Here is a 23,269-nt window from a genome sequence, read left to right as displayed (position 1 = left end):
AACGGCCCCGGCGAACCGGGGCCGGACCAGTGGGACCGCGGGGAACCGCTGGAATCAGTGGAAGGTGTGCTCGGCGGCCGGGAAGGCACCGCCCGCGACCTCTTCCGCGAACTCCTTCGCCGCGTCGCCCAGGACCTTGCGCAGGTCGGCGTACTGCTTGGTGAAGCGCGGCACCTTGCCGCCGGTCAGCCCGACCATGTCGGTGTGGACCAGCACCTGGGCGTCGGTGTCGGGACCGGCACCGATGCCGATGGTCGGGATGTGCAGGATGCGGGTGACCTCCGCGGCCAGCTCGGCCGGTACGAGCTCCAGGACGACGGCGAACGCGCCCGCGTCCTGCACGGCCTTGGCGTCGCGCAGCATCTGCTGGGCGGCCTCCTCGCCGCGGCCCTGCACCCGGTAGCCCATCGCGTTGACGGACTGCGGGGTCAGGCCGATGTGGGCCATCACCGGGATCCCGGCGTCGACGAGCAGCCTGATCTGTTCGTGGCTGCGCTCGCCGCCCTCCAGCTTGATCGCGCCCACGCCGGAGTCCTTGATCAGCCGGGTGGCGTTGCGCAGGGCCTGGACGGGGCCCTCCTGGTACGCCCCGAAGGGCAGGTCCGCGACGATCAGGGCGCGCCTGGTGCCGCGGACGACGGCGGCCGAGAGGATCGCGATCTCGTCCATCGTGACGGGCACGGTGGTCTCGTAGCCGAGATGGCAGTTGCCCATGGAGTCGCCGACGAGCATGACCGGGATCCCGGCCTCGTCGAAGACGGACGCGGTCATCGCGTCGTAGGCGGTGAGCATGGGCCACTTCTCGCCGCGCTCGGTGGCGGCGGCGACATCGTGGATGGAGATACGGCGGGTGCTCTTGCCTCCGTACAGCGCCTTGCTGCTGTCGGTGCGGGTACCCGCGGGGGATGGTGCGGACTGGTTCTGCGCAGCCTGAAGCGACATTGCCAATGGCTCCTTCGTCATCTCGAGGCGCCCTGACGGCGTCCCCGGATCGGTTCCATGGTGGCATCCCGCGGTGGTCCACGGGAAGTGGGTCCGCACATCGGGGTGAGGGCGTGGCCGGAAGGCGTCCAGGGCCGGACGCCTCCGGGCGGCCGGGTATTTCCAATACGAGACGGTCTCGTATCGAAATCGGATAAGCTCCAGCCATGTCGATGCCGTCAGGTGCTCGCGCCGCCGAATCCCGGATCCCGGAGGCGGTCCACCGTCGCCGCTGGGCGATCCTCGTCGTCCTGATGTTCAGCCTGCTCATCGTCGTGCTGGACAACTCGATCCTGAACGTCGCGGTCAAGACCATCGCCAGCCCCGCACCCACGGGACTCGGAGCCACCCAGAGCCAGCTGGAGTGGGCGATCAACGCCTACACGCTGGTCTTCGCGGGGCTCCTGTTCACCGCGGGCCTGCTCGGCGACCGCATCGGCCGCAAGAAGGTACTGCTCTTCGGCATCCTGCTCTTCGGCACGGGCTCCGCGCTGGCCGCGATGTCCGGCTCACCCGCCCAGCTGATCACCTGGCGCGCCCTGATGGGGTTCGGCGCCGCCTTCGTCATGCCGGCCACCCTCGCCGTCCTGATGAACGTCTTCGAGCGCGACGAGCAGCCCCGGGCCATCGGCATATGGGCGGGCAGCGTCGGGGTGGCCATCGCGATCGGCCCGATCACCGGCGGGCTGCTGCTCCAGCACTTCTGGTGGGGCTCCATCTTCCTGGTCAACGTCCCCGTGGTGATCGTGGCGCTGATCGCGATGATGCTGCTGGTCCCGGACTCCAGGGACCCGAACCCGGGCCGGATCGACCCGCTCGGTGTGCTGCTCTCCATCGTCGGCCTGGTGCTGCTGGTGTACGGCATCATCCGCGGCGGCCAGCTCGCCGACTTCACCGACCCCGTGGTGCTCCTGTCGAGCATCGGGGGCCTGCTCGTCCTGGCCGGATTCGTCTGGCACGAGAAGCGCAGCAGCCACCCGGCCCTCGACATCACGTACTTCAGGGAGCCGTCGTTCGCCGCGGCCGTCGCCGCCATAGCGCTGGTCTTCTTCGCGCTGATGGGGGTGACCTTCTTCTCCGCCTTCTACATGCAGAGCGTGCGCGGCTGGAGCGCGCTCCAGGCGGGTCTGATGCTCCTGCCGCTGGCCGCCTCCCAGATGATCTTCGCGCCCCGGGCCCGGCTGCTCGTCGACCGCTTCGGCGCCCGCGCCACCTGCACCGTCGGCATGCTGCTGGTCGCCGCCGGACTGGCCTCGTTCGCGCTGTTCGACGGGACCACGCCGGTCTGGCTGCTCTGTCTGCTGTTCTTCATTCAGGGCACGGGCATGGCCCATGTGATGACGCCGGTCACCGTCGCGGTGATGCAGGCGCTGCCCCGCGAGAAGGCCGGTTCCGGATCGGCGGTCAACAACACCTTCCGGCAGGTCGGCGGGGCGCTCGGGGTCGCCGTGCTCGGCTCGGTGCTCTCCACCGTCTACCGGGGCGACATCGAGAGCCACCTCGGCGCGGTCCCGGCCGGTGCCAGGCAGGCGGCGGGGGAGTCGATCGAGGCCACGCTCGGCATCGCGGAGAAGATGGGCCCGGCGGGCGCCCCGCTGGTCGCCTCGGCCAACGACGCGTTCCTGAAGGCCATGCACGTCACCGCCGTCGGCTCGGCGACCATCGCCCTGGTGGGCGCCCTGGTGGTCGCCCTGTTCCTGCCGGGGAGGGCCGCGGCGGAGGGGGCGCCCGGCGGATCCGGCGAGGGTGACCGGTCGGTGCGCGCGGCGGGGGCGGGCCGGTGAGACCGGCGGCCCGGAAGGACTGAGCGACGCCGCCCCCGGGGCACCCGGGCGGGCCCCGGCCCCGGGGGCGGCGCACGGAGCCGTCGCCGCCGTCGGCGAGAATCGGGACGGCGGCCGGACGGCGTGGCGAGAGGCGGAACGACGTGCGAGTACAGGCACGGGTGCAGGAGCGGGACCGTCCGGTCCCGGAGGAAGCGGAACCCCGGCGGGGCCGGCCGCGCAGCGCGGCCGCCGAGCGGGCGATCCTGGACGCCGTCGTCGGGCTGCTGGAGGCCGGTGAGCCGCTGGCGGCCCTGTCCATCGAGCGGATAGCCCGCACCGCGGGGGTCGGCAAGGCGACGATCTACCGCCGGTGGAGCGGCAAGGAGGAGCTCTTCGTCGACGTGCTGAGGGACATGGAGCCGCCAGAACCCGCCGTCTCCGGCACCGCCGGCCTCGCCGACCTGCGGCTGCTGCTGGAATCGCTGCGCAGACGCGGCCTGGCCCAGCGCTCCTCGGCCCTGCTGCACAACGTCTTCGCGCAGATGAAGAGCCACCCCAAGCTGTGGGCGGAGTACCACTGCAACGTCATCGCGCCCCGCCGCGCCGCCATGCTGGCCGCCGTGCGGCGCGCGGTCGACGCCGGTGAACTCCGCGCGGACCTGGACGTGGAGCTGATGGACGACCTGTTCCTGGGCCCCATGCTCGTACGCACCATCCACCGGCCCGACGCGCCGCTGCCCGAGGATCTCGCCGACCGCATCGTCCAGATCCTGGTGCAGGGCCTGGCCCCCCGCCCGGCGGCCGGTCCCTGAGACGCCCGTACGACCGAAGCGGAACCGGCCCCTGGGCACAGCCGGAACCGCCCGCCACGGAAGCGGAACCGGATCCGCCGAGTAAGCGGAACCTGACTCCTCCGAGTGTGATCGTTCTGTCACAAGCCCCGGCCGACCCCGCCCGACAGGAACCCGAGGCACCCCGCCCTTCGTCCTCGTGGCAGTACGGCCGTCGTCGACGGCACGAAACACGCCGCCCATCGCCTAGGGTCGTGGGCGCGGCGACATGCACGGCAAGGCAGTGAGGACAACGCGATGGTGCAGGCGTACGGAGCGGACACGGGGAACGACCGCGTGGAGCCGGAACCGGAGCGCGCCGGATCGGGGTCCCGCCTCCGGGACCTGCGCGGCCGGTGGACCAGCGACCCCGGCATCTGGCGGCGCGGCATCGTCCTCGCGCTCTGCTCGGTCGTCCTCACCCTCGTGATGGCCTTCCACGCCAGGATCCCCAACACCATCGGCAACCTGGGCAGCCTCTCCGAGACGTTCCTGCCGTGGATCGGGGTGTTCGTCCCGCTGCTGCTGGTCCTCGGCCTGGTGCGCCGCTCGGCGACCGCGCTGATCGCCCTGCTGCTGCCGGTCGTGGTCTGGTTCAACGTCTTCGGCGGCCTGCTCACCGACAAGTCCGGCAGCGGCGGCGACCTCACCGTGGCCACCCACAACGTCAACGCCGACAACACCGACCCCAAGGGCACCGCCCGCACGGTCGCGGACTCCGGCGCCGACGTCATCGCCCTGGAGGAGCTGCCCAGCGGCAAGGTGGCCGCGTACAAGGCGGCGCTAGCCGACCGCTACCCGTACCACTCGGTGCAGGGCACCGTCGGCCTGTGGAGCAAGTTCCCGATGAGCGGCACCAAGCCGGTCGACATCAAGATGGGCTGGACCCGGGCGATGCGCTCCACGGTGACGACCCCGGAGGGCAAGGTCGCCGTCTACGTGGCCCACCTGCCGTCCGTACGCGTCAAGCTGCACGCCGGATTCACCGCCAACCAGCGCGACGACAGCGCCGACGCCCTGGGCGAGGCCATCTCCGACGAGCGGCTCGGCAAGGTGATCCTGCTCGGCGACCTCAACGGCACGATGAACGACCGCGCGCTGAACGGCGTCACCGCCCAGATGCGCTCCACCCAGGGCGCGGCCGGCGACGGCTTCGGCTTCAGCTGGCCGGCCTCCTTCCCGATGGCGCGGATCGACCAGATCCTGGTCAAGGGCGTCGAGCCGATGTCCTCCTGGACCCTCTCGGCGACGAAGAGCGACCACCTGCCGCTCGTGGCCCGCGTGGAGCTGTGACACCACGCGTTCGCGGTACGGCACGGACGGGCCGGGTGCGGCGCGGCGCTTCGTTCCCTCACGGGGACGAGGTCATGTGGGCGTGGGCGGGCGACGGCGGACAATCCGTTCCGGAGAAGCGGGATCCATGAGAACGGGCCGTCCGCGCCCCTGACCGGTCAGGAGCGCGGACGGCCCGTCGGAGCGGGCCCGCTCAGCCCGACTCGCGCCACCGGTTGGTGATCGGCAGCCGGCGGTCCTTGCCGAAGCCCTTCGGGGAGATCTTCGTGCCCGGCGGGTACTGGCGCCGCTTGTACTCCGCCGTGTCCACCATCCGCAGCGTCTTCGCCACCAGCGCCTCGTCGAACCCGGCCGCGACGATCTCGGCCAGCCCCTGGTCGCGGTCGACGTACAGCTCCAGGATCCGGTCCAGTACGTCGTAGTCGGGCAGCGAGTCCGTGTCGACCTGTCCCGGGCGCAGCTCGGCGCTGGGCGGCTTGGTGATGGACGCCTCCGGGATCGGCGGGGTCTGCCCGCGCTCCTCGGCGGCCCGGTTGCGCCACTTCGCGAGGCGGAAGATCGACGTCTTGTAGACGTCCTTGATCGGGCCGTAGGCCCCGACCGAGTCGCCGTACAGCGTCGAGTAGCCGACCGCCAGCTCGGACTTGTTGCCCGGCGCGAGGACGATCTGGCCCTCCTGATTGGAGACGGCCATCAGCATCGTGCCGCGCAGCCGCGACTGCAGGTTCTCCTCGGCGAGGCCGGAGAGCCCCAGCGAGCCCATGTACGCGTCGAACATCGGCTCGATCGGTACGGTGCGGAAGTTCAGCCCGGTCCGGCGGGCCAGCTCGGCCGCGTCGTCCTTGGAGTGGTCCGAGGAGTACTTCGACGGCATCGAGATGCCGTACACGTTCTGCGCGCCCAGCGCGTCGCAGGCGATCGCGGCGACCAGCGCCGAGTCGATCCCGCCGGAGAGCCCGATCAGCACACTGCTGAAGCCGTTCTTGGCCGCGTACGCCCGCAGGCCCACGACCAGCGCCGAGTACAGCTCCTCGTCGTCGTCCAGCCGCTCCGCGTACCCGCCGGTCAGCTCCGCCGGGTATGCCGCGACGGGCTCCTCGGAGAGCACCACGTGGTCGATCCGCAGCCCGTCGTTGACGACCCCGGACGGCCGCTCGGCGGCGGCCGCCGGCAGCTCCAGGTCGAGCACGACGCTGCCCTCGGCGAACTGCGGCGCACGGGCGATCACTTCGCCGTCCCGGTCGACCACGATCGAGTCGCCGTCGAAGACCAGCTCGTCCTGGCCGCCGATCATCGCCAGGTACGCGGTGGTGCAGCCCGCCTCCTGGGCCCGCTTGCGGACCAGTTCCAGCCGGGTGTCGTCCTTGTCCCGCTCGTACGGCGAGGCGTTGACCGACAGCAGCAGCCCGGCGCCGGCGGCCCGCGCGGCCGGCACCCGGCCGCCGTCCTGCCAGAGGTCCTCGCAGATCGCGAGCGCCACGTCCACCCCGTGCACCCGCACCACCGGCATCGAGTCGCCCGGCACGAAGTACCGGAACTCGTCGAAGACGCCGTAGTTGGGCAGGTGGTGCTTGGCGAAGGTCAGCGCGACCCGGCCGCGGTGCAGCACCGCGGCGGCGTTCTGCGGGGAGCCGGCGGGCTGGCCGTAGCGGGGCTGGGCCGTCTCGGAGCGGTCGAGATAGCCGACCACGACCGGCAGCTCCCCGAAGCCCTCCGCGTCGAGCCGGGCGGCGAGCGCGCGCAGCGCCTGCCGCGAGGCCTCGACGAAGGAGGAGCGCAGGGCCAGGTCCTCGACGGGATAGCCGGTCAGCACCATCTCCGGGAACGCCACCAGATGGGCGCCCTGTTCGGCGGAGTGCCGGGTCCAGTGGACGATCGCCTCGGAGTTGCCGGCGAGATCGCCGACGGTGGAGTCGATCTGATTCAGTGCGAGACGTAGTTGAGGCACGCGGACCAGTGTAATCGTCTGACTGACGCGATGTCCTGGCGGGCCGCGCGATCGCGGCCGGGGCCCGCCAGGACGGGCCCCGGGAGAGATCAGCGGCGGTAGCCGAGGATGGTCATCATGCCCACGTCCGAGTGGTAGATGTTGTGGCAGTGCAGCATCCACAGCCCCGGGTTGTTCGCGTCGAGCTCGACGCCCAGGGAGCTGTTCGGCCGGACGATCACGGTGTCCTTCCGCGCCCACTCGGCCCTGCCCCGCTCGGTGGCGATGTGGCGCCGCCCGGCCGGGCCGACCACGCCGAAGGAGTGCCCGTGCAGATGGATCGGGTGCCACATCTCCGTGGCGTTGTAGAACTCCAGCCGGACCCGCTCGCCCGCCCGCACCGGGTGGCGCTGGTGGGGGTCGTACGGGTTGTGGTCGAAGGCCCAGTTGTACGCCCGCATGTTGCCGGTGAGCTTGAACCGGTGGGTCCGGTCGGGCGCGCGCCGGGACAGCTCCACGGACGGGTCCGGCCGCAGCCCGAACGCCTCCACCAGCTCCCCGTCCAGCTCCTTGGGCCGTACGGAGGCGGCGGGCGCCGCCCCCTTCCCGGTGCGGAGCAGGGCCAGCGCCGTGGCGTTCTTGCCCTCCGCGAGCGCGGTCAGCGGGAAGACCCCGTCGCCCGCGGTGACCAGCACGTCGTACCGCTCGCCCATGCCCAGCAGCAGGGCGTCCGTCGTCCGGTGCCGGACCGGGTAGCCGTCGGTGTGGGTGACCGTCATCCGGTGGCCGCCGAGCGCCACCCGGAAGGGGGTGTCGCCGCCCGCGTTGATGATCCGCAGCCGGATCCGGTCGCCGGGCTTGGCGGCGAAGGACGTGGGGGCCTTCGGGATGCGGCCGTTGATCAGGTAGTACGGGTAGGCGACGTCGCCCCCGTGGCTGTCGAGCAGCTCGCTGAAGGAGTCCTTCGCCAGCCGGGAGGGCCCGGTGCGGCCCTTCGCCGTCTTGGCGGGGGCGCCGTGCGCTCCGCCGCCGTGGTCCATGCCGCCCCTGCCTCCGCTGAGCTCGTAGAGCACCGAGTCCGGCGTCGAACCGTCCACCCCGTCGACCCAGTCGTCCAGGACGACGACCCACTCCTTGTCGTACTTGAGCGGCTCCTTCGGGTCGTCGACGATCAGCGGCGCGTAGAGGCCGTGGTCCTGCTGGACGCCGACGTGCGGGTGGAACCAGTGGGTCCCCGGGTGCGGCACGGTGAACCGGTACGAGAAGTCCGCGCCCGGCTTGATGGGTGCCTGGGTCACGTCCGGCACGCCGTCCATGTCGTTGCGCACATTGAGGCCGTGCCAGTGCAGAGTCGTTTCCTCGGGGAGGTGGTTGGCGAGGGAGAGCTCCAGGGTGTCCCCCGCCGTGACCCGGAGCTCCTTGCCGGGCAGCCGGGCGTCGTACGCCCAGGAGCCGACGGTGAGCCCGCCGCCCAGATCGAGCCGGCACGGAGTGGCGACGAGGGAGACCTTCCGCACGGGGCCCGAGCCGCGCTTGGTCTCGGCCGCCGCGACCTCCTCGCCGTGGGGGGAGACGTACTCGCCCTCGGACTTCCCGCCGGGGGAGGCCCCGTGGTTCACGCTGCCGTGGCTCGTGCCACCGGCGTTCGCGCTACCGGTCTTCTTGCCGCCGCGGTCCGGCTCGGATTCGCCGGAGCAGGCGGCCAGTACCGCCGTCCCGGCGGTGGCGACAGCGGCGCCGAGCACGGCGCGTCGGGTGGGTGGAGTGCGCATGGAAAGGGTGCACCTCGGGGTGTTGTCGGTATTCCGGTCTGCTGGGGGAGGGGGAGGCACGCCCCTCCTATATGCGCAGCACCGACAGCGGGGCGGGTCCGGACGCACCCGGCCGAGGACCCGGCCCCGGCAGTGGCGCGACCCGTCCCGCGAGGCCCCGCAGGAGGTGGAGGATCCCGATGAGCAGCGAGACGAACAGCAACAACTGTCCGTATGTCGTACATCCACTCAGGGTCATGCCGAGCACCCTACCCCCGCCGGGTATCCCCCGCGCGCGGAGACGTGCGGAAACGTATCGCCGCAGTGAGTACGGGCCGCGACGCGGGCGGAACGGCGCGATGGCCCGGCGCCCCTCGGCGGGGGTGCCGGGCCATCGGTGCCGGAGTGCGGGCCGGGCCCGCGCGGCAGGTCAGCCGTGTGCGTAGACCTTCTCCGCCCAGCCCGCGATCTGCTCCTCGGTGAGGTGCCGGGCCAGGTCGGCCTCGCTGATCATGCCGATCAGCGTCTTGTTCTCGACCACCGGGAGACGGCGGATCCGATGGGTCTGCATCTCCTCCAGCACCATCTCCACGCCCGCCTCCGCGTCGATCCAGCGCGGCGTGCCGTGGGCGAGGTCGCCCGCCGTCATCTTCGACGGGTCGTGACCCATCGCCACACAGCCGACCACGATGTCGCGGTCCGTGAGGATGCCGATCATCCGGTCCTGCTCGCCATTGGCCGAGATGGGCAGCGCCCCGACCTTGTGGTCGCGCATCAGCTGCGCGGCCCGGTCGAGTGTCTCGTGCGCGGGGATCCATGTGGCTCCCGTGTGCATGATGTCCTTGGCAGTGGTCATGAGGGATTCCTCCTGCGTGCCGATGGGCATGCTGTACGACCCCGAGCGAACCCATCGTCATGGGTCCGTTCGGGCGACGCGACCGCTATCACCCGTTCGGGTGCACCTGAGGCATGGCGGGAATCTCTCAGGGCCGGGGGGCGGCCCCTCGTGCGGTCAGCATCCCGGCCATCGCGTCCAGCTCCGACTGCTGGGCCGCGGCCATTCCCTCGGCGAGCCGCCGCTCCGCCCCGACCGCGCACAGCCGGGCGCAGCCGCGGGCCATGTCGATGCCGCCCTTGTGGTGGTCGGTCATCAGCTGGAGGTACAGCACCTCGGCCGCCCTGCCGTGCGCCGTGCGGAGCCGGTCGAGCTCGGTCCTGGTGGCCATGCCGGGCATGAGGGAGCCGTCATGGGGCCGGTAACCGTGCCCCGTCCCCTCCATCCCTTCCATCTCCTCCATGCCGTCCGTCGAGTGGCCCCCGTGCCCGGCCGCCGTCATCCAGTCCATCGGCTCCCGCCCGGCGGCCGCCTTCGGCAGCCCCCACAGATCCAGCCAGCCGAGCAGCATGCCGCGCTGGTTGGCCTGCGTGTTGACGATGTCGTACGCGAGACGGCGGACCTCCTCGTCCTGTGTGCGGTCGCGCACGATGAAGGACATCTCCACGGCCTGCTGGTGGTGGACCGCCATGTCGCGGGCGAAACCGGCGTCCGCCGAATCCACCGACGGGGTGTGCGGCGCGGCCGCCGTACGGTCCGCCCCGGTCCCGTCGCCGCGCGCGGAGGCGACCGTCGCCACCCCCGCGAACAGCAGCGCCGGCACCACGACGGAGCCCGCCACCCACCCGACGCGCCGGTCGCGTGCTCGCGCGGTCACGGCGCCCCCAGCCCGCCCGTGCACGGCGCACCGGGCTCGGGCGTCTGCGGGCCCTGCACGAACTTCGAGAAGAACCGGCCGACCCGCGGGTCGTCGGCGCCGTCCACCGTCACCTGGTTGCCCCAGGCGGTCAGCATGATCGCGCCGGACTGGCCCTCGTACGGGCTCATCAGCGAGTACGGCGTCCGGCCGACCCGCTCGGCGAGCTTCGCCACATCGGCCTCCGGGGCCTTGTCCGTGTACGTCACCCACACCGATCCGTGCTCCAGCGAGTGCACGGCGTTCACGTCGGGGAGGGCCTTCTTGTAGACCTCGCCGTCGCAATTCATCCAAACGGGGTTGTGGTCACCCCCGACCGGGGGCTTCATCGGGTACGCGACGTTCCCGGTGACGTGGTTGCGGGTCAGCTTCGCCGCGTCCCATGTCCGCAGTCCCGCGATCGGTCCGTCGGCGGGTTCCACCGGCTTCTCCGAGGACGCCCCGGCACCCCCGGCCGGGGCCGCCTGCTCCTGGTCGGACGCCTCGGACTTCTCCAGCAGCAGGTACGAGCCGAAGCCGACCAGGCCCACGACGACGAGCACGCTCAGGCCTATGGCCAGGGCACGGTCGCGGCGCTGCCGCGCGCGGTGGGCGTCGTGCTGCTGAGCCATGGGTGTCCTGGGGTCGAGACTCATGTCGTCAGGTCCTTCTGGGAAGGGGTGGGAACGGGCGGGAACGGATGGCGGAAGGCCGGGGCCTCCCGTCCGGATCGGGCAGGGACCCGAGGTGGGACCCTGGGAGAACCGGCCTGCGCGGGGCCGTGGCGGAGCCGCTCCACCCCCTGCGCGCCATGGGCGCCGATGGTAGTGGGTGGCAGGGTGCTCCATCTCACTCCGTGTGCGTAATCTGGGTGAAATCCCGGGTCGTGATACTGGAGTTCCTCCCCTACCCCGGGTGGTGGTGCACGGACCGTCTGAACTGCAAGGATGTGGCTATGGACAAGCAGCAGGAATTCGTCCTCAGGACGCTTGAGGAGCGCGACATCCGCTTCGTACGGCTGTGGTTCACCGATGTCCTGGGCTACCTCAAATCCGTCGCCGTGGCCCCCGCCGAACTGGAACAGGCGTTTGACGAGGGCATCGGCTTCGACGGCTCGGCCATCGAGGGCTTCGCCCGGGTGTACGAGTCCGACATGATCGCCAAGCCGGATCCGGGCACGTTCCAGATCCTGCCGTGGCGGGCGGAGGCCCCGGGCACGGCCCGGATGTTCTGCGACATCCTGATGCCCGACGGCTCGCCCTCCTTCGCCGACCCCCGCTACGTCCTCAAGCGCATCCTCGCCAGGACCTCCGACCTGGGCTTCACCTTCTACACCCACCCGGAGATCGAGTTCTTCCTGCTGAAGGACAAGCCGGTCGACGGCAGCCGCCCCACCCCCGCCGACAGCTCCGGCTACTTCGACCACACCCCACAGAACGTCGGCATGGACTTCCGCCGCCAGGCCATCACCATGCTCGAATCCATGGGCATCTCGGTCGAGTTCAGCCACCACGAGGGCGCCCCCGGCCAGCAGGAGATCGACCTGCGGTACGCGGACGCGCTCTCCACCGCGGACAACATCATGACCTTCCGCCTGGTGATGAAGCAGGTCGCGCTGGAGCAGGGCGTACAGGCCACCTTCATGCCGAAGCCGTTCTCCGAGTACCCCGGCTCGGGCATGCACACCCACCTCTCCCTCTTCGAGGGCGACCGCAACGCCTTCTACGAGTCGGGCGCCGAGTACCAGCTCTCCAAGGTCGGCCGCTCCTTCATCGCCGGTCTGCTCACCCACGCGGCGGAGATCTCCGCCGTCACCAACCAGTGGGTCAACTCCTACAAGCGCATCTGGGGCGGCTCCTCCCGCGCCGCGGGCGCCGGCGGCGAGGCCCCCTCGTACATCTGCTGGGGCCACAACAACCGCTCCGCGCTCATCCGCGTCCCGATGTACAAGCCCGGCAAGACCGGATCCGCCCGCGTGGAGGTCCGCTCCATCGACTCCGGCGCCAACCCCTACCTGACGTACGCGGTGCTCCTCGCCGCGGGCCTCAAGGGCATAGAGGAGGGCTACGAACTCCCGGCCGGCGCCGACGACGACGTCTGGGCCCTCTCCGACGCGGAGCGCCGCGCGATGGGCATCGAGCCGCTGCCGCAGAACCTGGGCGAGGCCATCGCGCTGATGGAGAAGAGCGAACTGGTCGCCGAGACGCTCGGCGAGCACGTCTTCGACTTCTTCCTCCGCAACAAGAAGCAGGAGTGGGAGGAGTACCGCAGCGAGGTCACGGCCTTCGAGCTGAAGGCGCTGCTGCCGGTGCTGTAGTACCTGGCCGGAGGGGCGCGGCCCCTGTGCCTGGCCTTCGGGTCGACCGTGCGACACCGTCGGTCCGAAGGCTTCACCTGCCCTGCGCTGCCCTGGCCCGCCGTGCGCCGGGCTGCCCTGCCCCGCGCTCGCCGGGTCGCTGCCCGGGAAGGGCCCCGGCCGGGGAAGGGCCCCGGTGCCCATTGATCTGCAAATGCGAAGATTGGACTGTTGCTGCCGAGTTTGACTACGAGTGAGGGCCGATGAGCCGCCGTATATCCCAGGGTGCCCTGGCCGTTGGTTCCATCGGTGTCCTGATCGACCTCGTGGACGTGATCGGGTCGGGGCATCTGGAGCCGCACCACGCCTTCGCCGCGCTGGTGGCGCTCGGTGCCGGGGGCGAGCTGCTCAAGGAGCGGAGGCCCGGGGCCGCGCGGGTGCTGTACGCCGTGGCGTCGGTGCTGCTGGTGGTCGCCGGGTCCGTCGCCGGGTACAGGGCGTGGGCCTCGCTCCGCGCAGGCACCGGCCATGACTGGCTCGGCCTCGCGCTCGGGGTCCTGGTCGTGCTCTACGTCGCCGTCGGCGCGGGCCGACTGCTCGCGCGCGTGTCCGGCAGGGCATCGAAGTCTCGTGGACATGCCGACATGCTCGGCGAGTAGCTCCGGCACCGGATCGGCCGGGACCGGGCGCGTGGAGCCGTGCGAACGGTGTCGAACAGGCCGTGGAACGAAGCCAGTTGGGGGACTGGTAGGAAACTTTCCTGTTCGCTAGCATTCCCGGCGGTGGCTCGGCGCGGTGCCCGCCGCTCGGGTATGACGCGCTCAGTGAGAGCTCTGGCCCGGCCACCACGACCCCGTCCTCCGGCCCGTGCGCGGACCGGGTGCGGGGTCACACGCACCGATGCCCAGCTCTCGCCACCCCCACAAGGCCAGGAGTCCAGGGATGCACCCGAACGGCTCAGCTTTGCTCCTCACGCCCACGCGGCGCCGTACGGTGGGCGTGGTCGTCGCCGCCGTACTCGTTCTCGTCGGCGGACTGTTGCTCGCCTACCCGGAACGGGCTGGCGCCGCCGCCGACCCCCTCATCTCGCGCGGAAAGACCGCCACCGCCTCCTCCGACGAAAGCTCCGACCTCGGACCCCAGAACGCCTTCGACGGCGACCCGGCCACCCGCTGGGCGAGCGCCGAGGGCAAGGACCCGCAGTGGCTCACCGTCGACCTCGGCGCCGGCGCCGAGGTCACACGGGTGAAGCTGAGCTGGGAGGACGCCTACGCCAAGGCGTACCGGATCGAGATCTCCGCCGACAACACCAACTGGACCCGGCTCGCCGACGAGACGGCCGGGAACGGCGGCACCGACGACTGGGCCTCCCTCTCCGGCAAGGGCCGCTACCTGCGCGTGTACGGCACCGCGCGCGGCACCGCCTACGGCTACTCGCTCTACGAGGTGGAGGTGTACGGCACCGCGGGCAGCGAGCCCCCGCAGACCGGAGGCTTCACCGTGGTCGCCGCGGGTGACATCGCCGCCCAGTGCACCGCGTCCGACAGCGGCTGCGCCCACCCCAAGACCGCGGCGCTGGCCCAGAAGATCAACCCGAAGTTCTATCTGACGATGGGCGACAGCCAGTACGACGACGCCCGCATCTCCGACTTCCGCGCCTACTACGACAAGACCTGGGGCGCCTTCAAGGACAAGACGCGTCCGGTGCCGGGCAACCACGAGACGTACGACCCCGCCGGTTCGCTCGCCGGTTACAAGGCGTACTTCGGGGCCATCGCGTACCCCCAGGGCAAGACCTACTACAGCTTCGACGAGGGCAACTGGCACTTCATCGCCCTCGACTCCAACTCCTTCGACAAGAGCGCCCAGATCGACTGGCTCAAGGCCGACATCGCCAAGAACAGCAAGGCGTGCATCGCCGCCTACTGGCACCACCCGCTGTACTCCTCGGGCGGACACGGCAACGACCCGGTCAGCAGGCCCGTCTGGAAGATCCTCTACGGCGCCAAGGCCGACCTGGTGCTCAACGGACACGACCACCACTACGAGCGGTTCGCCCCGCAGAACCCCGACGGGAAGGCCGTCGCGGACGGGATCACCGAGATCGTCGGCGGAATGGGCGGTGCGGAGCCCTACCCGATCGAGGAGGTCCAGCCGAACAGCCAGAAGCGGATCAGCGGTGAGTACGGCGTGCTGAAGATGAACTTCACCGACACCGGCTACAGCTGGGACTACCTCGGCACCGACGGCAAGACCAAGGACACCAGCCCGAAGTACACCTGCCACTGATGTACCTGGCGACCACAGGCCGCCGGGACACGCCGGCCCCGCCCCGCAGCGGCGGGGCGGGCCGGCGCGTCCCCGGCACCGTCCTCGCACTCGGCACGGTCAGCCTCGTCACGGACATCTCCTCCGAGATGGTCACCGCGGTGCTGCCGCTCTACCTGGTCCTCGGACTCGGTCTCTCACCCCTCCAATTCGGCTTCCTCGACGGCCTGTTCAACGGCGCCGCCGCCATCGTGCGGCTGCTCGGCGGATACGCCGCCGACCGGGGCCGCGGACACAAACGCGTCGCCGGACTCGGCTACGCCCTCTCCGCGCTCTCCCGGATCGGCCTGCTCCTCGCGGGCGGCGCCACCGCCGGGATCGCGGCCGCCCTCGCCACCGACCGGGTCGGCAAGGGCATCCGCACGGCACCCCGCGACGCGCTGATCACCCTGAGCAGCCCGCCCGAGGCACTCGGCCGCTCCTTCGGCGTGCACCGCGCGATGGACACCACCGGTGCGCTGCTCGGCCCGCTCGCCGCGTTCGCCCTGCTCTGGGCGACCGCCGACGCCTACGACGCGGTGTTCGTCGTCAGCTTCTGCGTCGGCCTGCTCGGGGTGCTGCTCCTGGTGCTCTACGTCCCCGCGCACCAGCCGCCCCTGGTCCCTGCCCCGCCGCCGGTGCCGGCCCCGCGCAGGTACAAGGCGTTCGGGGCGCTCCGCGACCCCGCCTTCCGGCGGATCCTCGCGGCGGCCTCCCTGCTCGGCGCCGCCACCGTCGGCGACGCCTTCGTCTACCTCCTGCTGCAGCAACGGCTCGACCTCCCCGTCGGCTGGTTCCCGCTGCTGCCGCTCGGCGCCGCGGCCTGCTACCTGCTGCTGGCCGTACCGGCCGGGCGGATCGCCGACCGGGTCGGCCGACGACTGCCCTTCCTCCACGGACACCTCGCCCTGCTCGGCGTGTACGCCACCCTGCTCGCCCCGGTCGGCGGCCCGGCCCTGCTGCTCCTGGTGCCCGTCCTCGCCCTGCTCGGCGTCTTCTACGCCACCACCGACGGGGTGCTGATGGCCCTTGCCGGACCGGTGCTGCCCGCCGACGGCAGGGCGGGCGGCCTCGCCGTGCTCCAGACCGGCCAGGCGCTGGCCCGGATGCTCGCCGCGGCGGGCTTCGGCGCCGCCTGGACCCTGTGGGGGACCGGCCCCGCGCTGTGGGCGGCGCTCTCGGCCCTGCTGGTCGCCCTCGCGGGCGGCTGGGCGCTGCTGCCGCGCAACCCCGTCGACGCCCCCGCTCCCGGGGAACCGGGACCGAAGATCCCCGAAAGGCGGACCGCATGAGTGCCGGCTCCCCGAAATCCGCGATCCCGCTGGGTCCCCGGGCCCGGATCGCCGTCGTGGTGACCGCGGTGCTGCTCCTCGTGGGCGGCTCCGTCGGGTACGTACTGCACGCCCGGCAGCGGACGGAGGGGCAACGGACCGGCGCCGACGCCTCGTTCGCCCTCGGCGGGCCCGCGCTGTACTTCCGGGACACCGCCAGCGGGCGCGTCGCCCACCAGCCGCTCGCCGGGGCCCGCCCGCCCGGGGCCCGCCCCGCGGTTGTCCGGACCGGCGGGGCCCGCACCACCGGCGGACCCGTCTGCGACCGGTTCTACGCCTCCGAGGACGGCGCGCTCTGCCTGCGCGCCAAGCCCGGGGTGCTGCCGAAGACGTACGCGATCGTCCTCGACCGGCAGCTGCGCGAGAAACGCCGGATCACCGTGCCGGGCGTCCCCACCCGCGCCCGGGTCTCGGTCTCCGGGCGGATGCTCTCCTGGACGGTGTTCGCCACCGGCGACTCGTACGCCACCACCGCCTTCTCCACCCGCACCGCCATCCTCGATCTGCGCACCGGATACCTCATCAAGTCCATCGAGAACATCCAGCTCACCATCGACGGCGCCCGCTACCACGCCCCCGACGTCAACTACTGGGGCGTGACCTTCGCCCGCGACGACAACCGCTTCTACGCGACCGTCTCCACCAAGGGCCGCACCTACCTCGTCGAGGGCAACATGCGGGACTGGACGGCGAAGGCGCTGCGGCAGAACGTCGAATGCCCCTCCCTGTCGCCCGACAACACCCGGCTCGCCTTCAAGAAGAAGGTCTCCGACGACCCGGCGGCACCCTGGCGGCTGTACGTCCTGGACCTGCGCACCATGCGCGAGACACCGCTCGCGGAACAACACAGCGTCGACGACCAGGCGGCCTGGCTGGACGACGACACGCTCGCCTACGCGCTGCCCGGCGCGTCCGGCCGGGGGAGCGACGTCTGGACCGTCCCCGCGGACGGGACGGGGACTCCTGCCGTGGCCGTCGAGGGAGGGGCGTCACCGGTGGCGGTGGCGGGAACCACCGGCTGATGCCCGTACGGCGAGCGGTGTAATGTGACGCATCCCCGCACGGGGGCCGACCGAGGAGGTGAGACCCATTACCGCTGGATCAGGCTGGGTGCTCCCTCCGCACGATCGCGTGGTCGACCCGACATAGTCGGCCGCGGAGCGCCCATCGGCTTCCCCGAAAGGCTCCGCACATGTCGGTTTCCGTATCACCGCTCGCCGTCTCCACCATCGTCACCGCACTCCGCGCCGCAGGCTGCGTGTTCGCCGAGGACGAGGCGGAACTGATCGTCGCCACCGCCGCCGACCCCGCCTCCCTCGCGGAGATGGTCGAACGCCGGGCCGCCGGTCTCCCCCTGGAACACGTCCTCGGCTGGGCCGGGTTCGGCGGTCTGCGGATCGCCGTCGACCCCGGCGTCTTCGTACCCCGCCGCCGTACCGAGTTCCTGGTCGGGCAGGCCGCCGCCCTCGCCGGGCCCGGAGCGGTCGTCGTCGACCTCTGCTGCGGGTCGGGGGCGCTCGGCGCCGCGCTCGCCGCGATGCCGGGCCGGGTCGAACTGCACGCCACGGACATCGAACCCGCCGCCGTGCGGTGCGCCCGCCGCAACCTCGCCGGCGCGGGCGCGGTGTACGAGGGCGACCTCTTCGAGCCGCTGCCCCGGTCGTTGCGCGGCCGGGTGGAGATCCTGCTCGCCAATGTGCCGTACGTCCCCACCGACGACGTCGGGCTGCTCCCCCCGGAGGCCCGCATCCACGAACCGCGCGTGGCGCTCGACGGGGGCCCGGACGGCCTGGACGTCCTGCGCCGGGTCGCCGCCGAGGCCCCGCGCTGGCTGGCGCCGGGCGGGCACCTGCTGGTCGAGACGAGCGAACGGCAGGCGGCGCGGGCCGAGGAGACCGTCGCCCGCAGCGGTCTGATCCCGAGGGTGGTCGGCTCCGAGGAGCTGTACGCCACCGTCGTCATCGCGACCAGACCGGACCCGGCGGCTCCGTCCGCCGGCTGAGCCGAGGGGGGCCGGGGAGGCCAGGGTGGCCGGGGCGGCCGGGGCGGCCGGGGCGGCCGGGGCGGCCGGGGCGGCCGGGGCGGCCGGAGCCGTCAGGGCCGGGGCGGCCGGGGCGGCTGGGGCAGCCGGGTCCGGGACGGATGGATGGACGGCAGCCGGGACGGCCGGAGCCGCCGGGTCCTGGGACGGCCGAAGTCGTTCAAGCCGCCAAAGCCGCCGGGTCCGGGACGGGCGGACGGGCGGGCGCGCGGGCGGGAGCCGGGATGGACGGACGGCCCCCCCGGCCGCCGTGTCCGGCCGGGCGGCTCGGCTGCATCTGTGCCTGTGCCTGTGCCTGTGCCGGTGCCTGTGTCTGTGCCTGTGTCCGTGCCGTTCCGGCATGGTGGCCCGCCTGCGTGTGCGCCTGCGGGTGCGCCTGCGGGTACGCCGCGTCCGGCCGCGCGGGTCAGCCGAACCGCCACCGCGTCTGGCTGAAGAGGGCGCCCTTGCCGAAACCGAACACCGTGCGGGGGCGCACCCGGAACACCAGCGCCGAACGGCCGCCGCTCGCGAATGCGCCGTCCCGGACGTCGAAGTGCCACTCCGGTCCGTACTTCGCCTCCCAGACCGTGGCCAGGAGGCTCAGCCGGCTGTCGTCCCGCACCCGTTCCGCCCGGCCCTCGACCACCACGTCGAGCCCCTCTCCCATCGTGTTGTTGCCGGTGGTCACCACCACCTCGGGGTTGGCGGCCAGATTCCTGGCCTTGCGCTCCTCGGCGCCGGTCGCGAAGTGCAGCGCGCCCTCCGCCCACACCCCGATCAGCGGAGTGACGTGCGGGCGGCCGTCCGGGCGGACCGTGGACAGCCAGTACACCTCCGCCCCGCTCAGCAGGTCCCTCGCCACCGGCCACGGACAGGCCGTCGCGCCGGCGTCGCTGTAGTTGCCGTCCAGCTCGGCATAGGGTTGGAATCCGGACATACGGGGCCTCCCGGTCGGGTCCTGAGAACGATCGTGCCTGCGAAGTGCAGACCGTGCACCCGCTCCGAATTCATCGGTCCCGGGCTAGGCTCGGAACGCTGGATGGTGTGTGAGCGGCGAGCGGGAGAGCACGGAATGACGACGGTGCCGGGGCGCAGGAGCAGCACGTTCACCCGACTGCTGCGACACGGCTTCACCGATCCCTCCGCCGCCGAGCGGCTGCTCGACCTGCCCGAACTGTCGTCCGTGCGCGCCGATCCGGTGCTGCTCGAAGCGCTCGGCGCCACCGCCGACCCCGATCTGGCCCTGCGCGGACTGGCCCGGCTGGTGGAGGCCGAGGAGGCGGACGAGCGGCAGATCCTGCTGGACACCCTCGTCACCGCCAAGCCCCTGCGGGACCGGCTGCTCGGGGTGCTCGGGGCGTCCGAGGCGCTCGGCGACCACCTCGCCCGCCACCCCCGCGACTGGCAGGCCCTCGTCACCTACGAGGCCACCGATCTCCACCCGGGCGTGGCCGAATTCGAGCAGGGCCTCGCCGGGGCCGACGACCCCGACTTGCTGCGCGTCGCCTACCGCCGCTGCCTGCTGGCCATAGCGGCCCGTGACGTGTGCGGCACGACCGATGTCGCCGAGGCCGCCGCCGAACTGGCCGACCTGGCCACCGCGACCCTGCGGGCGGCGCTCGCCATCGCCCGTACAGCCGCGCCCGCCGACGCCGCCCGGTGCCGGCTCACCGTCATCGCGATGGGCAAGTGCGGCGGGCACGAGCTGAACTACGTCTCCGACGTCGACGTCATCTTCGTCGCGGAACCGGCCGACGGCTCCGAGGAGAGCGAGGCCGTGCAGGCCGCCACCCGGCTGGCCGCGCACATGATGCGGATCTGCTCCGACACGACCGTCGAGGGCACCATCTGGCCGGTCGACGCCAACCTCCGCCCCGAGGGCCGCAACGGCCCCCTGGTGCGCACGCTGTCCTCGCATCTCGCGTACTACCAGCGCTGGGCCAAGACCTGGGAGTTCCAGGCGCTCCTCAAGGCCCGGCCGGTGGCCGGTGACCCCGAACTCGGCGCGGAGTACGTCGAGGCCGTCTCGCCGCTCGTCTGGCAGGCCGCGGACCGCGAGAACTTCGTCCCCGACGTGCAGAAGATGCGCCGCCGCGTCGTCGACAACATCCCCGCCGACCGGGTCGACCGCGAGATCAAGCTCGGCCCCGGCGGGCTGCGGGACGTCGAATTCGCCGTACAGCTCCTCCAGTTGGTGCACGGCCGCAGCGACCCCACCCTGCGCAGCGGCACCACGCTGGAGGCCCTGCGCGCCCTCGCCGAGGGCGGCTACGTGGGACGGGTGGACGCCGCCCAGCTGGACGACGCCTACCGCTTCCTGCGCGCCATGGAGCACCGCATCCAGCTCTACCGGATGCGCCGCACCCATCTGGTCCCGGAGGACGCCCCCGACCTGCGGCGGCTCGGACGCTCCCTCGGGATGCGCACGGACCCGATCACCGAACTCAACCAGGCGTGGAAGCGGCACGCGTCGGTGGTGCGGCGACTGCACGAGAAGCTGTTCTACCGGCCGCTGCTCGACGCCGTCGCCCAGCTCGCCCCGGGCGAGTCCCGGCTCAGCGCGAAGGCGGCCGGGCACCGGCTCGAAGCGCTCGGCTACGCCGATCCGGCCGCCGCGCTCCGGCATCTGGAGGCGCTGTCCTCGGGCGTGTCCCGCAAGGCCGCCATCCAGCGCACCCTGCTCCCGGTGCTGCTCGGCTGGTTCGCGGACTCGGCGGACCCGGACGCCGGGCTGCTCGGCTTCCGCAAGGTGTCCGACGCGCTGGGCAAGACCCCCTGGTACCTGCGGCTGCTGCGGGACGAGGGCGCCGCGGCGGAGAACCTGGCCCGGGTGCTGTCGGCCGGCCGGCTCGCCCCCGACCTGCTGCTGCGGGCCCCGGAGGCGGTGGCGCTCCTCGGCGACCCGCAGGGGCTGCGGCCGCGCACCCGGGAGAACCTGCACCAGGAGGTGCTGGCCGCGGTGGGGCGCGCGGAGGGGGCCGAGACCGCCGTGGCGGCGGTGCGCGGAGTGCGGCGGCGCGAGCTGTTCCGGACCACCGCGGCGGACCTGATCCGCTCGTACGGTACGGAGGAGCGCCCCGCCGAGGAGGATCCGGGCGCCCTGGTCGACCGGGTGGGCAACGCGGTCACCGATCTGACCGCCGTCACGATCGCGGGCGCCCTGCGCGCCGCCGTGCGCGAACAGTGGGGGGACACCCTGCCCACCAGGTTCGCGGTCATCGGCATGGGCCGGTTCGGCGGCCATGAGCTCGGCTACGGCTCCGACGCCGATGTGCTGTTCGTCCACGCGCCGCGCGAGGGGGTCGACGAGCAGGAGGCGGGGCGGGCCGCGAACGCGGTGGTCTCCGAGATGCGCCGACTGCTCCAACTGCCCACCGCAGACCCGCCGTTGATCATCGACGCGGATCTGCGCCCGGAGGGCAGGAGCGGCCCGCTGGTGCGGACGCTGGCGTCGTACGAGGCCTACTACCGCCGCTGGTCGCTGGTCTGGGAGAGCCAGGCGCTGCTGCGTGCCGAGCCGGTCGCGGGCGACGCCGAACTCGGCCGCGCGTTCATCGAGTCGATCGATCCGCTGCGCTACCCGGCGGAGGGCCTGGGGGAGGACGCGATCCGGGAGATCCGCCGCCTCAAGGCCCGGATGGAGTCCGAGCGGCTGCCGCGCGGCGCCGATCCCACGCTCCACACCAAGCTGGGGCGCGGCGGGCTGAGCGATGTCGAGTGGACGGTACAGCTGATGCAGATGCAGCACGGCTGGGCGGAGCCCGGCCTCCGGACGACCCGCACCCGCGAGGCGCTGGCGGCGGCGTGCGCGGCGGACCTCATCCCGGCCGAGGACGCGCAGACGCTGGACGAGGCGTGGGTGCTGGCGACCCGGGTGCGCAACGCGGTGATGCTGGTACGCGGCCGACCGGGCGACACCTTCCCGTCCGGGCCGCGTGAACTCACCGCGGTCGGACGGTACTTGGGATACGAACCCGGACACGTCGGCGACATGCTGGACGACTACCGGCGGATCACCCGGCGGGCGCGCGCGGTGATGGAGGAGCGGTTCTACGGGGCGTGAGCCGCGCGCCCGGCCCGCGTGGGGCGTGTTCCCGCGCCCGCGTGAACCGTGTGGACTGCGTGCCCGCGCCCGTACGGCGCCTGAGCCGTGTTCCCGCGCCCGCGTGAGCCGTGTGGACTGCGTGTCCGCGCGTGTGTGCCCGTGCTCGCGCGGCCCGGGTACCCGCGCCCGCGTGAGCTGTGTGCCCACGCCCGCGTGAGCCGTGTGGACTGCGTGTCCGCGCGTGCGTGCCCGTGCTCGCGCGGCCCGGGTACCCGCGCCCGCGTGAGCTGTGTGCCCACGCCCGGGTGGGTGTGGGCTGCGGCCCACGCCTGCGTGCCTGTGCCTGCGTGAGCCGTGTGCCCGTGCTCGCGCGACTCGCGTGGCCCGTGTGCCCGCGCCCGCGTGACTCGCGTGGCCTGCGTGGTCACGCCTGCGTGCCCGCCCCAGCAGCAGCCGGACCGGCCCGCTCGTACTGGTCCAGGACCTTCGGGGCGTGCGCCGGGGGCGTCATCAGCAGCGGGGTCGCCCGCGCCCGCGCGGCGAACGCGGCACGGTAGGAGCGGGCCCAGGCCGTCATCGCCGTGTCCCGGGGCCCGCGTCGAGGGTCGTGGAGTCGATCGCGGCGCGCACCCGCGTGCGCTGGGCTCGGACCGGCCGATCGCCCCTTACGACGTACGACAGGTGCCGGCCACGGCCCGGCTGCGGCGGCTGCCCGGGGCGTACGACACCGAGCCGGTCACCGCCGAACAGGCGCTGACCGGGCTGATGGCGCTGGAGGGCTGCACCTCGTACGTGGCCGTCGCCGCCGGGGGAGCAGCGGTTCGCGGGCCGGAGCGCCGTGGGCCTCCGGGCCGATCCGACGGCACTCGGGGTCGATCCGGTGGCGGCACCGGCGGACGAGCTGTCCGAGGCGCCGGTGCGGCTCACGGCGCGCGGGGGGCGCGTGGTGCACCGGGGGTGGCCCTCCGGCGGCGGGCACGGGCCGGACG

At 72.6% G+C, this 23,269-nt stretch carries 19 protein-coding genes and 1 pseudogene; 11 read left to right on the top strand and 9 right to left on the bottom strand.

Annotation, left to right across the window (positions count from 1 at the left end):
- Positions 1 to 54: 54 nt before the first annotated feature.
- The gene (gene panB / locus ACFVFH_RS02235; RefSeq protein WP_383762155.1) at positions 55 to 942 is read right to left on the bottom strand and encodes a 3-methyl-2-oxobutanoate hydroxymethyltransferase; all 888 of its coding nucleotides are present in this window, start codon (positions 940 to 942) and stop codon (positions 55 to 57) included.
- 206 nt (positions 943 to 1,148) lie between these two features.
- On the opposite strand from panB, the gene ACFVFH_RS02230 reads away from it, so the two are divergent.
- The 3 genes from ACFVFH_RS02230 (at position 1,149) to ACFVFH_RS02220 (ending at position 4,870) form a co-directional block, all read left to right on the top strand.
- Complete coding sequence (locus ACFVFH_RS02230; RefSeq protein WP_383762152.1) at positions 1,149 to 2,765, top strand: MFS transporter; 1,617 nt, start codon at positions 1,149 to 1,151, stop codon at positions 2,763 to 2,765.
- Between the two features lie 143 nt (positions 2,766 to 2,908).
- Positions 2,909 to 3,559 (top strand): TetR/AcrR family transcriptional regulator, encoded by a 651-nt coding sequence (locus ACFVFH_RS02225; protein ID WP_383762150.1) that lies wholly within the window; start codon positions 2,909 to 2,911, stop codon positions 3,557 to 3,559.
- 276 nt (positions 3,560 to 3,835) lie between these two features.
- On the top strand, positions 3,836 to 4,870 hold the full coding sequence (locus tag ACFVFH_RS02220; RefSeq protein WP_383762148.1) for an endonuclease/exonuclease/phosphatase family protein: 1,035 nt from the start codon (positions 3,836 to 3,838) through the stop codon (positions 4,868 to 4,870).
- A 193-nt stretch (positions 4,871 to 5,063) separates the two neighbouring features.
- Here ACFVFH_RS02220 and ACFVFH_RS02215 read toward each other — a convergent pair whose 3' ends face one another.
- The 6 genes from ACFVFH_RS02215 to ACFVFH_RS02190 all read right to left on the bottom strand — a co-directional run bounded on the left by ACFVFH_RS02215 (position 5,064) and on the right by ACFVFH_RS02190 (position 10,934).
- The gene (locus ACFVFH_RS02215) at positions 5,064 to 6,818 is read right to left on the bottom strand and encodes an NAD+ synthase (RefSeq protein ID WP_383762145.1); all 1,755 of its coding nucleotides are present in this window, start codon (positions 6,816 to 6,818) and stop codon (positions 5,064 to 5,066) included.
- An 89-nt stretch (positions 6,819 to 6,907) separates the two neighbouring features.
- Positions 6,908 to 8,569, bottom strand: a complete 1,662-nt coding sequence (locus ACFVFH_RS02210; protein ID WP_383762143.1) for a multicopper oxidase family protein — start codon at positions 8,567 to 8,569, stop codon at positions 6,908 to 6,910.
- 67 nt (positions 8,570 to 8,636) lie between these two features.
- Positions 8,637 to 8,807 carry a hypothetical protein gene (locus ACFVFH_RS02205; protein ID WP_383762140.1) on the bottom strand — a complete coding sequence of 57 codons (171 nt, stop codon included), beginning with the start codon at positions 8,805 to 8,807 and terminating at the stop codon, positions 8,637 to 8,639.
- Between the two features lie 171 nt (positions 8,808 to 8,978).
- On the bottom strand, positions 8,979 to 9,404 hold the full coding sequence (locus ACFVFH_RS02200; RefSeq protein ID WP_383762138.1) for a CBS domain-containing protein: 426 nt from the start codon (positions 9,402 to 9,404) through the stop codon (positions 8,979 to 8,981).
- Between the two features lie 127 nt (positions 9,405 to 9,531).
- Positions 9,532 to 10,260: a DUF305 domain-containing protein gene (locus ACFVFH_RS02195; RefSeq protein ID WP_383762135.1), complete on the bottom strand. Its 729-nt coding sequence runs from the start codon at positions 10,258 to 10,260 to the stop codon at positions 9,532 to 9,534.
- A complete protein-coding gene (locus ACFVFH_RS02190) occupies positions 10,257 to 10,934 on the bottom strand; it encodes a DUF3105 domain-containing protein (protein WP_383762132.1) in 678 nt (225 codons plus the stop codon). The genes ACFVFH_RS02195 and ACFVFH_RS02190 overlap by 4 nt, the downstream gene beginning before the upstream one ends.
- Before the next feature lie 299 nt (positions 10,935 to 11,233).
- Here ACFVFH_RS02190 and glnA point away from each other — a divergent pair, with 299 nt between their 5' ends.
- From glnA to ACFVFH_RS02160, 6 genes are all read left to right on the top strand, one after another.
- Entirely contained in the window at positions 11,234 to 12,595 is a 1,362-nt protein-coding gene (gene glnA / locus ACFVFH_RS02185) for a type I glutamate--ammonia ligase (protein WP_093543233.1), read from the top strand.
- A gap of 242 nt (positions 12,596 to 12,837) precedes the next feature.
- Entirely contained in the window at positions 12,838 to 13,233 is a 396-nt protein-coding gene (locus tag ACFVFH_RS02180) for a hypothetical protein (protein ID WP_383762129.1), read from the top strand.
- 283 nt (positions 13,234 to 13,516) lie between these two features.
- Positions 13,517 to 14,863 carry a discoidin domain-containing protein gene (locus ACFVFH_RS02175; protein ID WP_383762127.1) on the top strand — a complete coding sequence of 449 codons (1,347 nt, stop codon included), beginning with the start codon at positions 13,517 to 13,519 and terminating at the stop codon, positions 14,861 to 14,863.
- Positions 14,863 to 16,173 carry an MFS transporter gene (locus tag ACFVFH_RS02170; protein ID WP_383762125.1) on the top strand — a complete coding sequence of 437 codons (1,311 nt, stop codon included), beginning with the start codon at positions 14,863 to 14,865 and terminating at the stop codon, positions 16,171 to 16,173. The genes ACFVFH_RS02175 and ACFVFH_RS02170 overlap by 1 nt, the downstream gene beginning before the upstream one ends.
- The gene (locus tag ACFVFH_RS02165) at positions 16,170 to 17,234 is read left to right on the top strand and encodes a hypothetical protein (protein WP_383762122.1); all 1,065 of its coding nucleotides are present in this window, start codon (positions 16,170 to 16,172) and stop codon (positions 17,232 to 17,234) included. Before ACFVFH_RS02170 ends, ACFVFH_RS02165 begins: the two co-directional genes overlap by 4 nt.
- Before the next feature lie 170 nt (positions 17,235 to 17,404).
- The gene (locus ACFVFH_RS02160; protein ID WP_383762119.1) at positions 17,405 to 18,214 is read left to right on the top strand and encodes a putative protein N(5)-glutamine methyltransferase; all 810 of its coding nucleotides are present in this window, start codon (positions 17,405 to 17,407) and stop codon (positions 18,212 to 18,214) included.
- 445 nt (positions 18,215 to 18,659) lie between these two features.
- Here the strand turns inward: ACFVFH_RS02160 and ACFVFH_RS02155 are convergent, their stop codons facing one another.
- The gene (locus tag ACFVFH_RS02155) at positions 18,660 to 19,172 is read right to left on the bottom strand and encodes a pyridoxamine 5'-phosphate oxidase family protein (RefSeq protein WP_383762117.1); all 513 of its coding nucleotides are present in this window, start codon (positions 19,170 to 19,172) and stop codon (positions 18,660 to 18,662) included.
- A gap of 135 nt (positions 19,173 to 19,307) precedes the next feature.
- On the opposite strand from ACFVFH_RS02155, the gene ACFVFH_RS02150 reads away from it, so the two are divergent.
- Positions 19,308 to 22,298, top strand: coding sequence for a bifunctional [glutamine synthetase] adenylyltransferase/[glutamine synthetase]-adenylyl-L-tyrosine phosphorylase (locus ACFVFH_RS02150; RefSeq protein WP_383762115.1), 2,991 nt, complete (start codon positions 19,308 to 19,310; stop codon positions 22,296 to 22,298).
- A 406-nt stretch (positions 22,299 to 22,704) separates the two neighbouring features.
- Here ACFVFH_RS02150 and ACFVFH_RS02145 read toward each other — a convergent pair whose 3' ends face one another.
- Positions 22,705 to 22,857, bottom strand: a complete 153-nt coding sequence (locus ACFVFH_RS02145) for a hypothetical protein (RefSeq protein ID WP_383762113.1) — start codon at positions 22,855 to 22,857, stop codon at positions 22,705 to 22,707.
- 38 nt (positions 22,858 to 22,895) lie between these two features.
- On the opposite strand from ACFVFH_RS02145, the pseudogene ACFVFH_RS02140 reads away from it, so the two are divergent.
- Positions 22,896 to 23,238: pseudogene (locus ACFVFH_RS02140) on the top strand (amidohydrolase family protein); the annotation flags it as partial.
- Positions 23,239 to 23,269 lie beyond the last annotated feature (31 nt).

It is taken from the genome of Streptomyces sp. NPDC057697 (genome assembly GCF_042799335.1).
Lineage (GTDB): Bacteria > Actinomycetota > Actinomycetes > Streptomycetales > Streptomycetaceae > Streptomyces.
This window is presented reverse-complemented; position numbering and strand designations above follow the sequence as displayed.

Coding starts and splice junctions, on each gene's coding strand:
- ACFVFH_RS02210 (WP_383762143.1), bottom strand. CDS start 8,569: ATGCGCACTCCACCCACCCGACGCGCCGTGCTCGGCGCCGCTGTCGCC.
- ACFVFH_RS02180 (WP_383762129.1), top strand. CDS start 12,838: ATGAGCCGCCGTATATCCCAGGGTGCCCTGGCCGTTGGTTCCATCGGT.
- ACFVFH_RS02220 (WP_383762148.1), top strand. CDS start 3,836: ATGGTGCAGGCGTACGGAGCGGACACGGGGAACGACCGCGTGGAGCCG.
- ACFVFH_RS02155 (WP_383762117.1), bottom strand. CDS start 19,172: ATGTCCGGATTCCAACCCTATGCCGAGCTGGACGGCAACTACAGCGAC.
- ACFVFH_RS02230 (WP_383762152.1), top strand. CDS start 1,149: ATGTCGATGCCGTCAGGTGCTCGCGCCGCCGAATCCCGGATCCCGGAG.
- ACFVFH_RS02175 (WP_383762127.1), top strand. CDS start 13,517: ATGCACCCGAACGGCTCAGCTTTGCTCCTCACGCCCACGCGGCGCCGT.
- ACFVFH_RS02200 (WP_383762138.1), bottom strand. CDS start 9,404: ATGACCACTGCCAAGGACATCATGCACACGGGAGCCACATGGATCCCC.
- ACFVFH_RS02145 (WP_383762113.1), bottom strand. CDS start 22,857: ATGACGGCCTGGGCCCGCTCCTACCGTGCCGCGTTCGCCGCGCGGGCG.
- ACFVFH_RS02205 (WP_383762140.1), bottom strand. CDS start 8,807: ATGACCCTGAGTGGATGTACGACATACGGACAGTTGTTGCTGTTCGTC.
- ACFVFH_RS02170 (WP_383762125.1), top strand. CDS start 14,863: ATGTACCTGGCGACCACAGGCCGCCGGGACACGCCGGCCCCGCCCCGC.
- ACFVFH_RS02190 (WP_383762132.1), bottom strand. CDS start 10,934: ATGAGTCTCGACCCCAGGACACCCATGGCTCAGCAGCACGACGCCCAC.
- ACFVFH_RS02165 (WP_383762122.1), top strand. CDS start 16,170: ATGAGTGCCGGCTCCCCGAAATCCGCGATCCCGCTGGGTCCCCGGGCC.
- panB (WP_383762155.1), bottom strand. CDS start 942: ATGTCGCTTCAGGCTGCGCAGAACCAGTCCGCACCATCCCCCGCGGGT.
- ACFVFH_RS02160 (WP_383762119.1), top strand. CDS start 17,405: ATGTCGGTTTCCGTATCACCGCTCGCCGTCTCCACCATCGTCACCGCA.
- ACFVFH_RS02150 (WP_383762115.1), top strand. CDS start 19,308: ATGACGACGGTGCCGGGGCGCAGGAGCAGCACGTTCACCCGACTGCTG.
- glnA (WP_093543233.1), top strand. CDS start 11,234: ATGGACAAGCAGCAGGAATTCGTCCTCAGGACGCTTGAGGAGCGCGAC.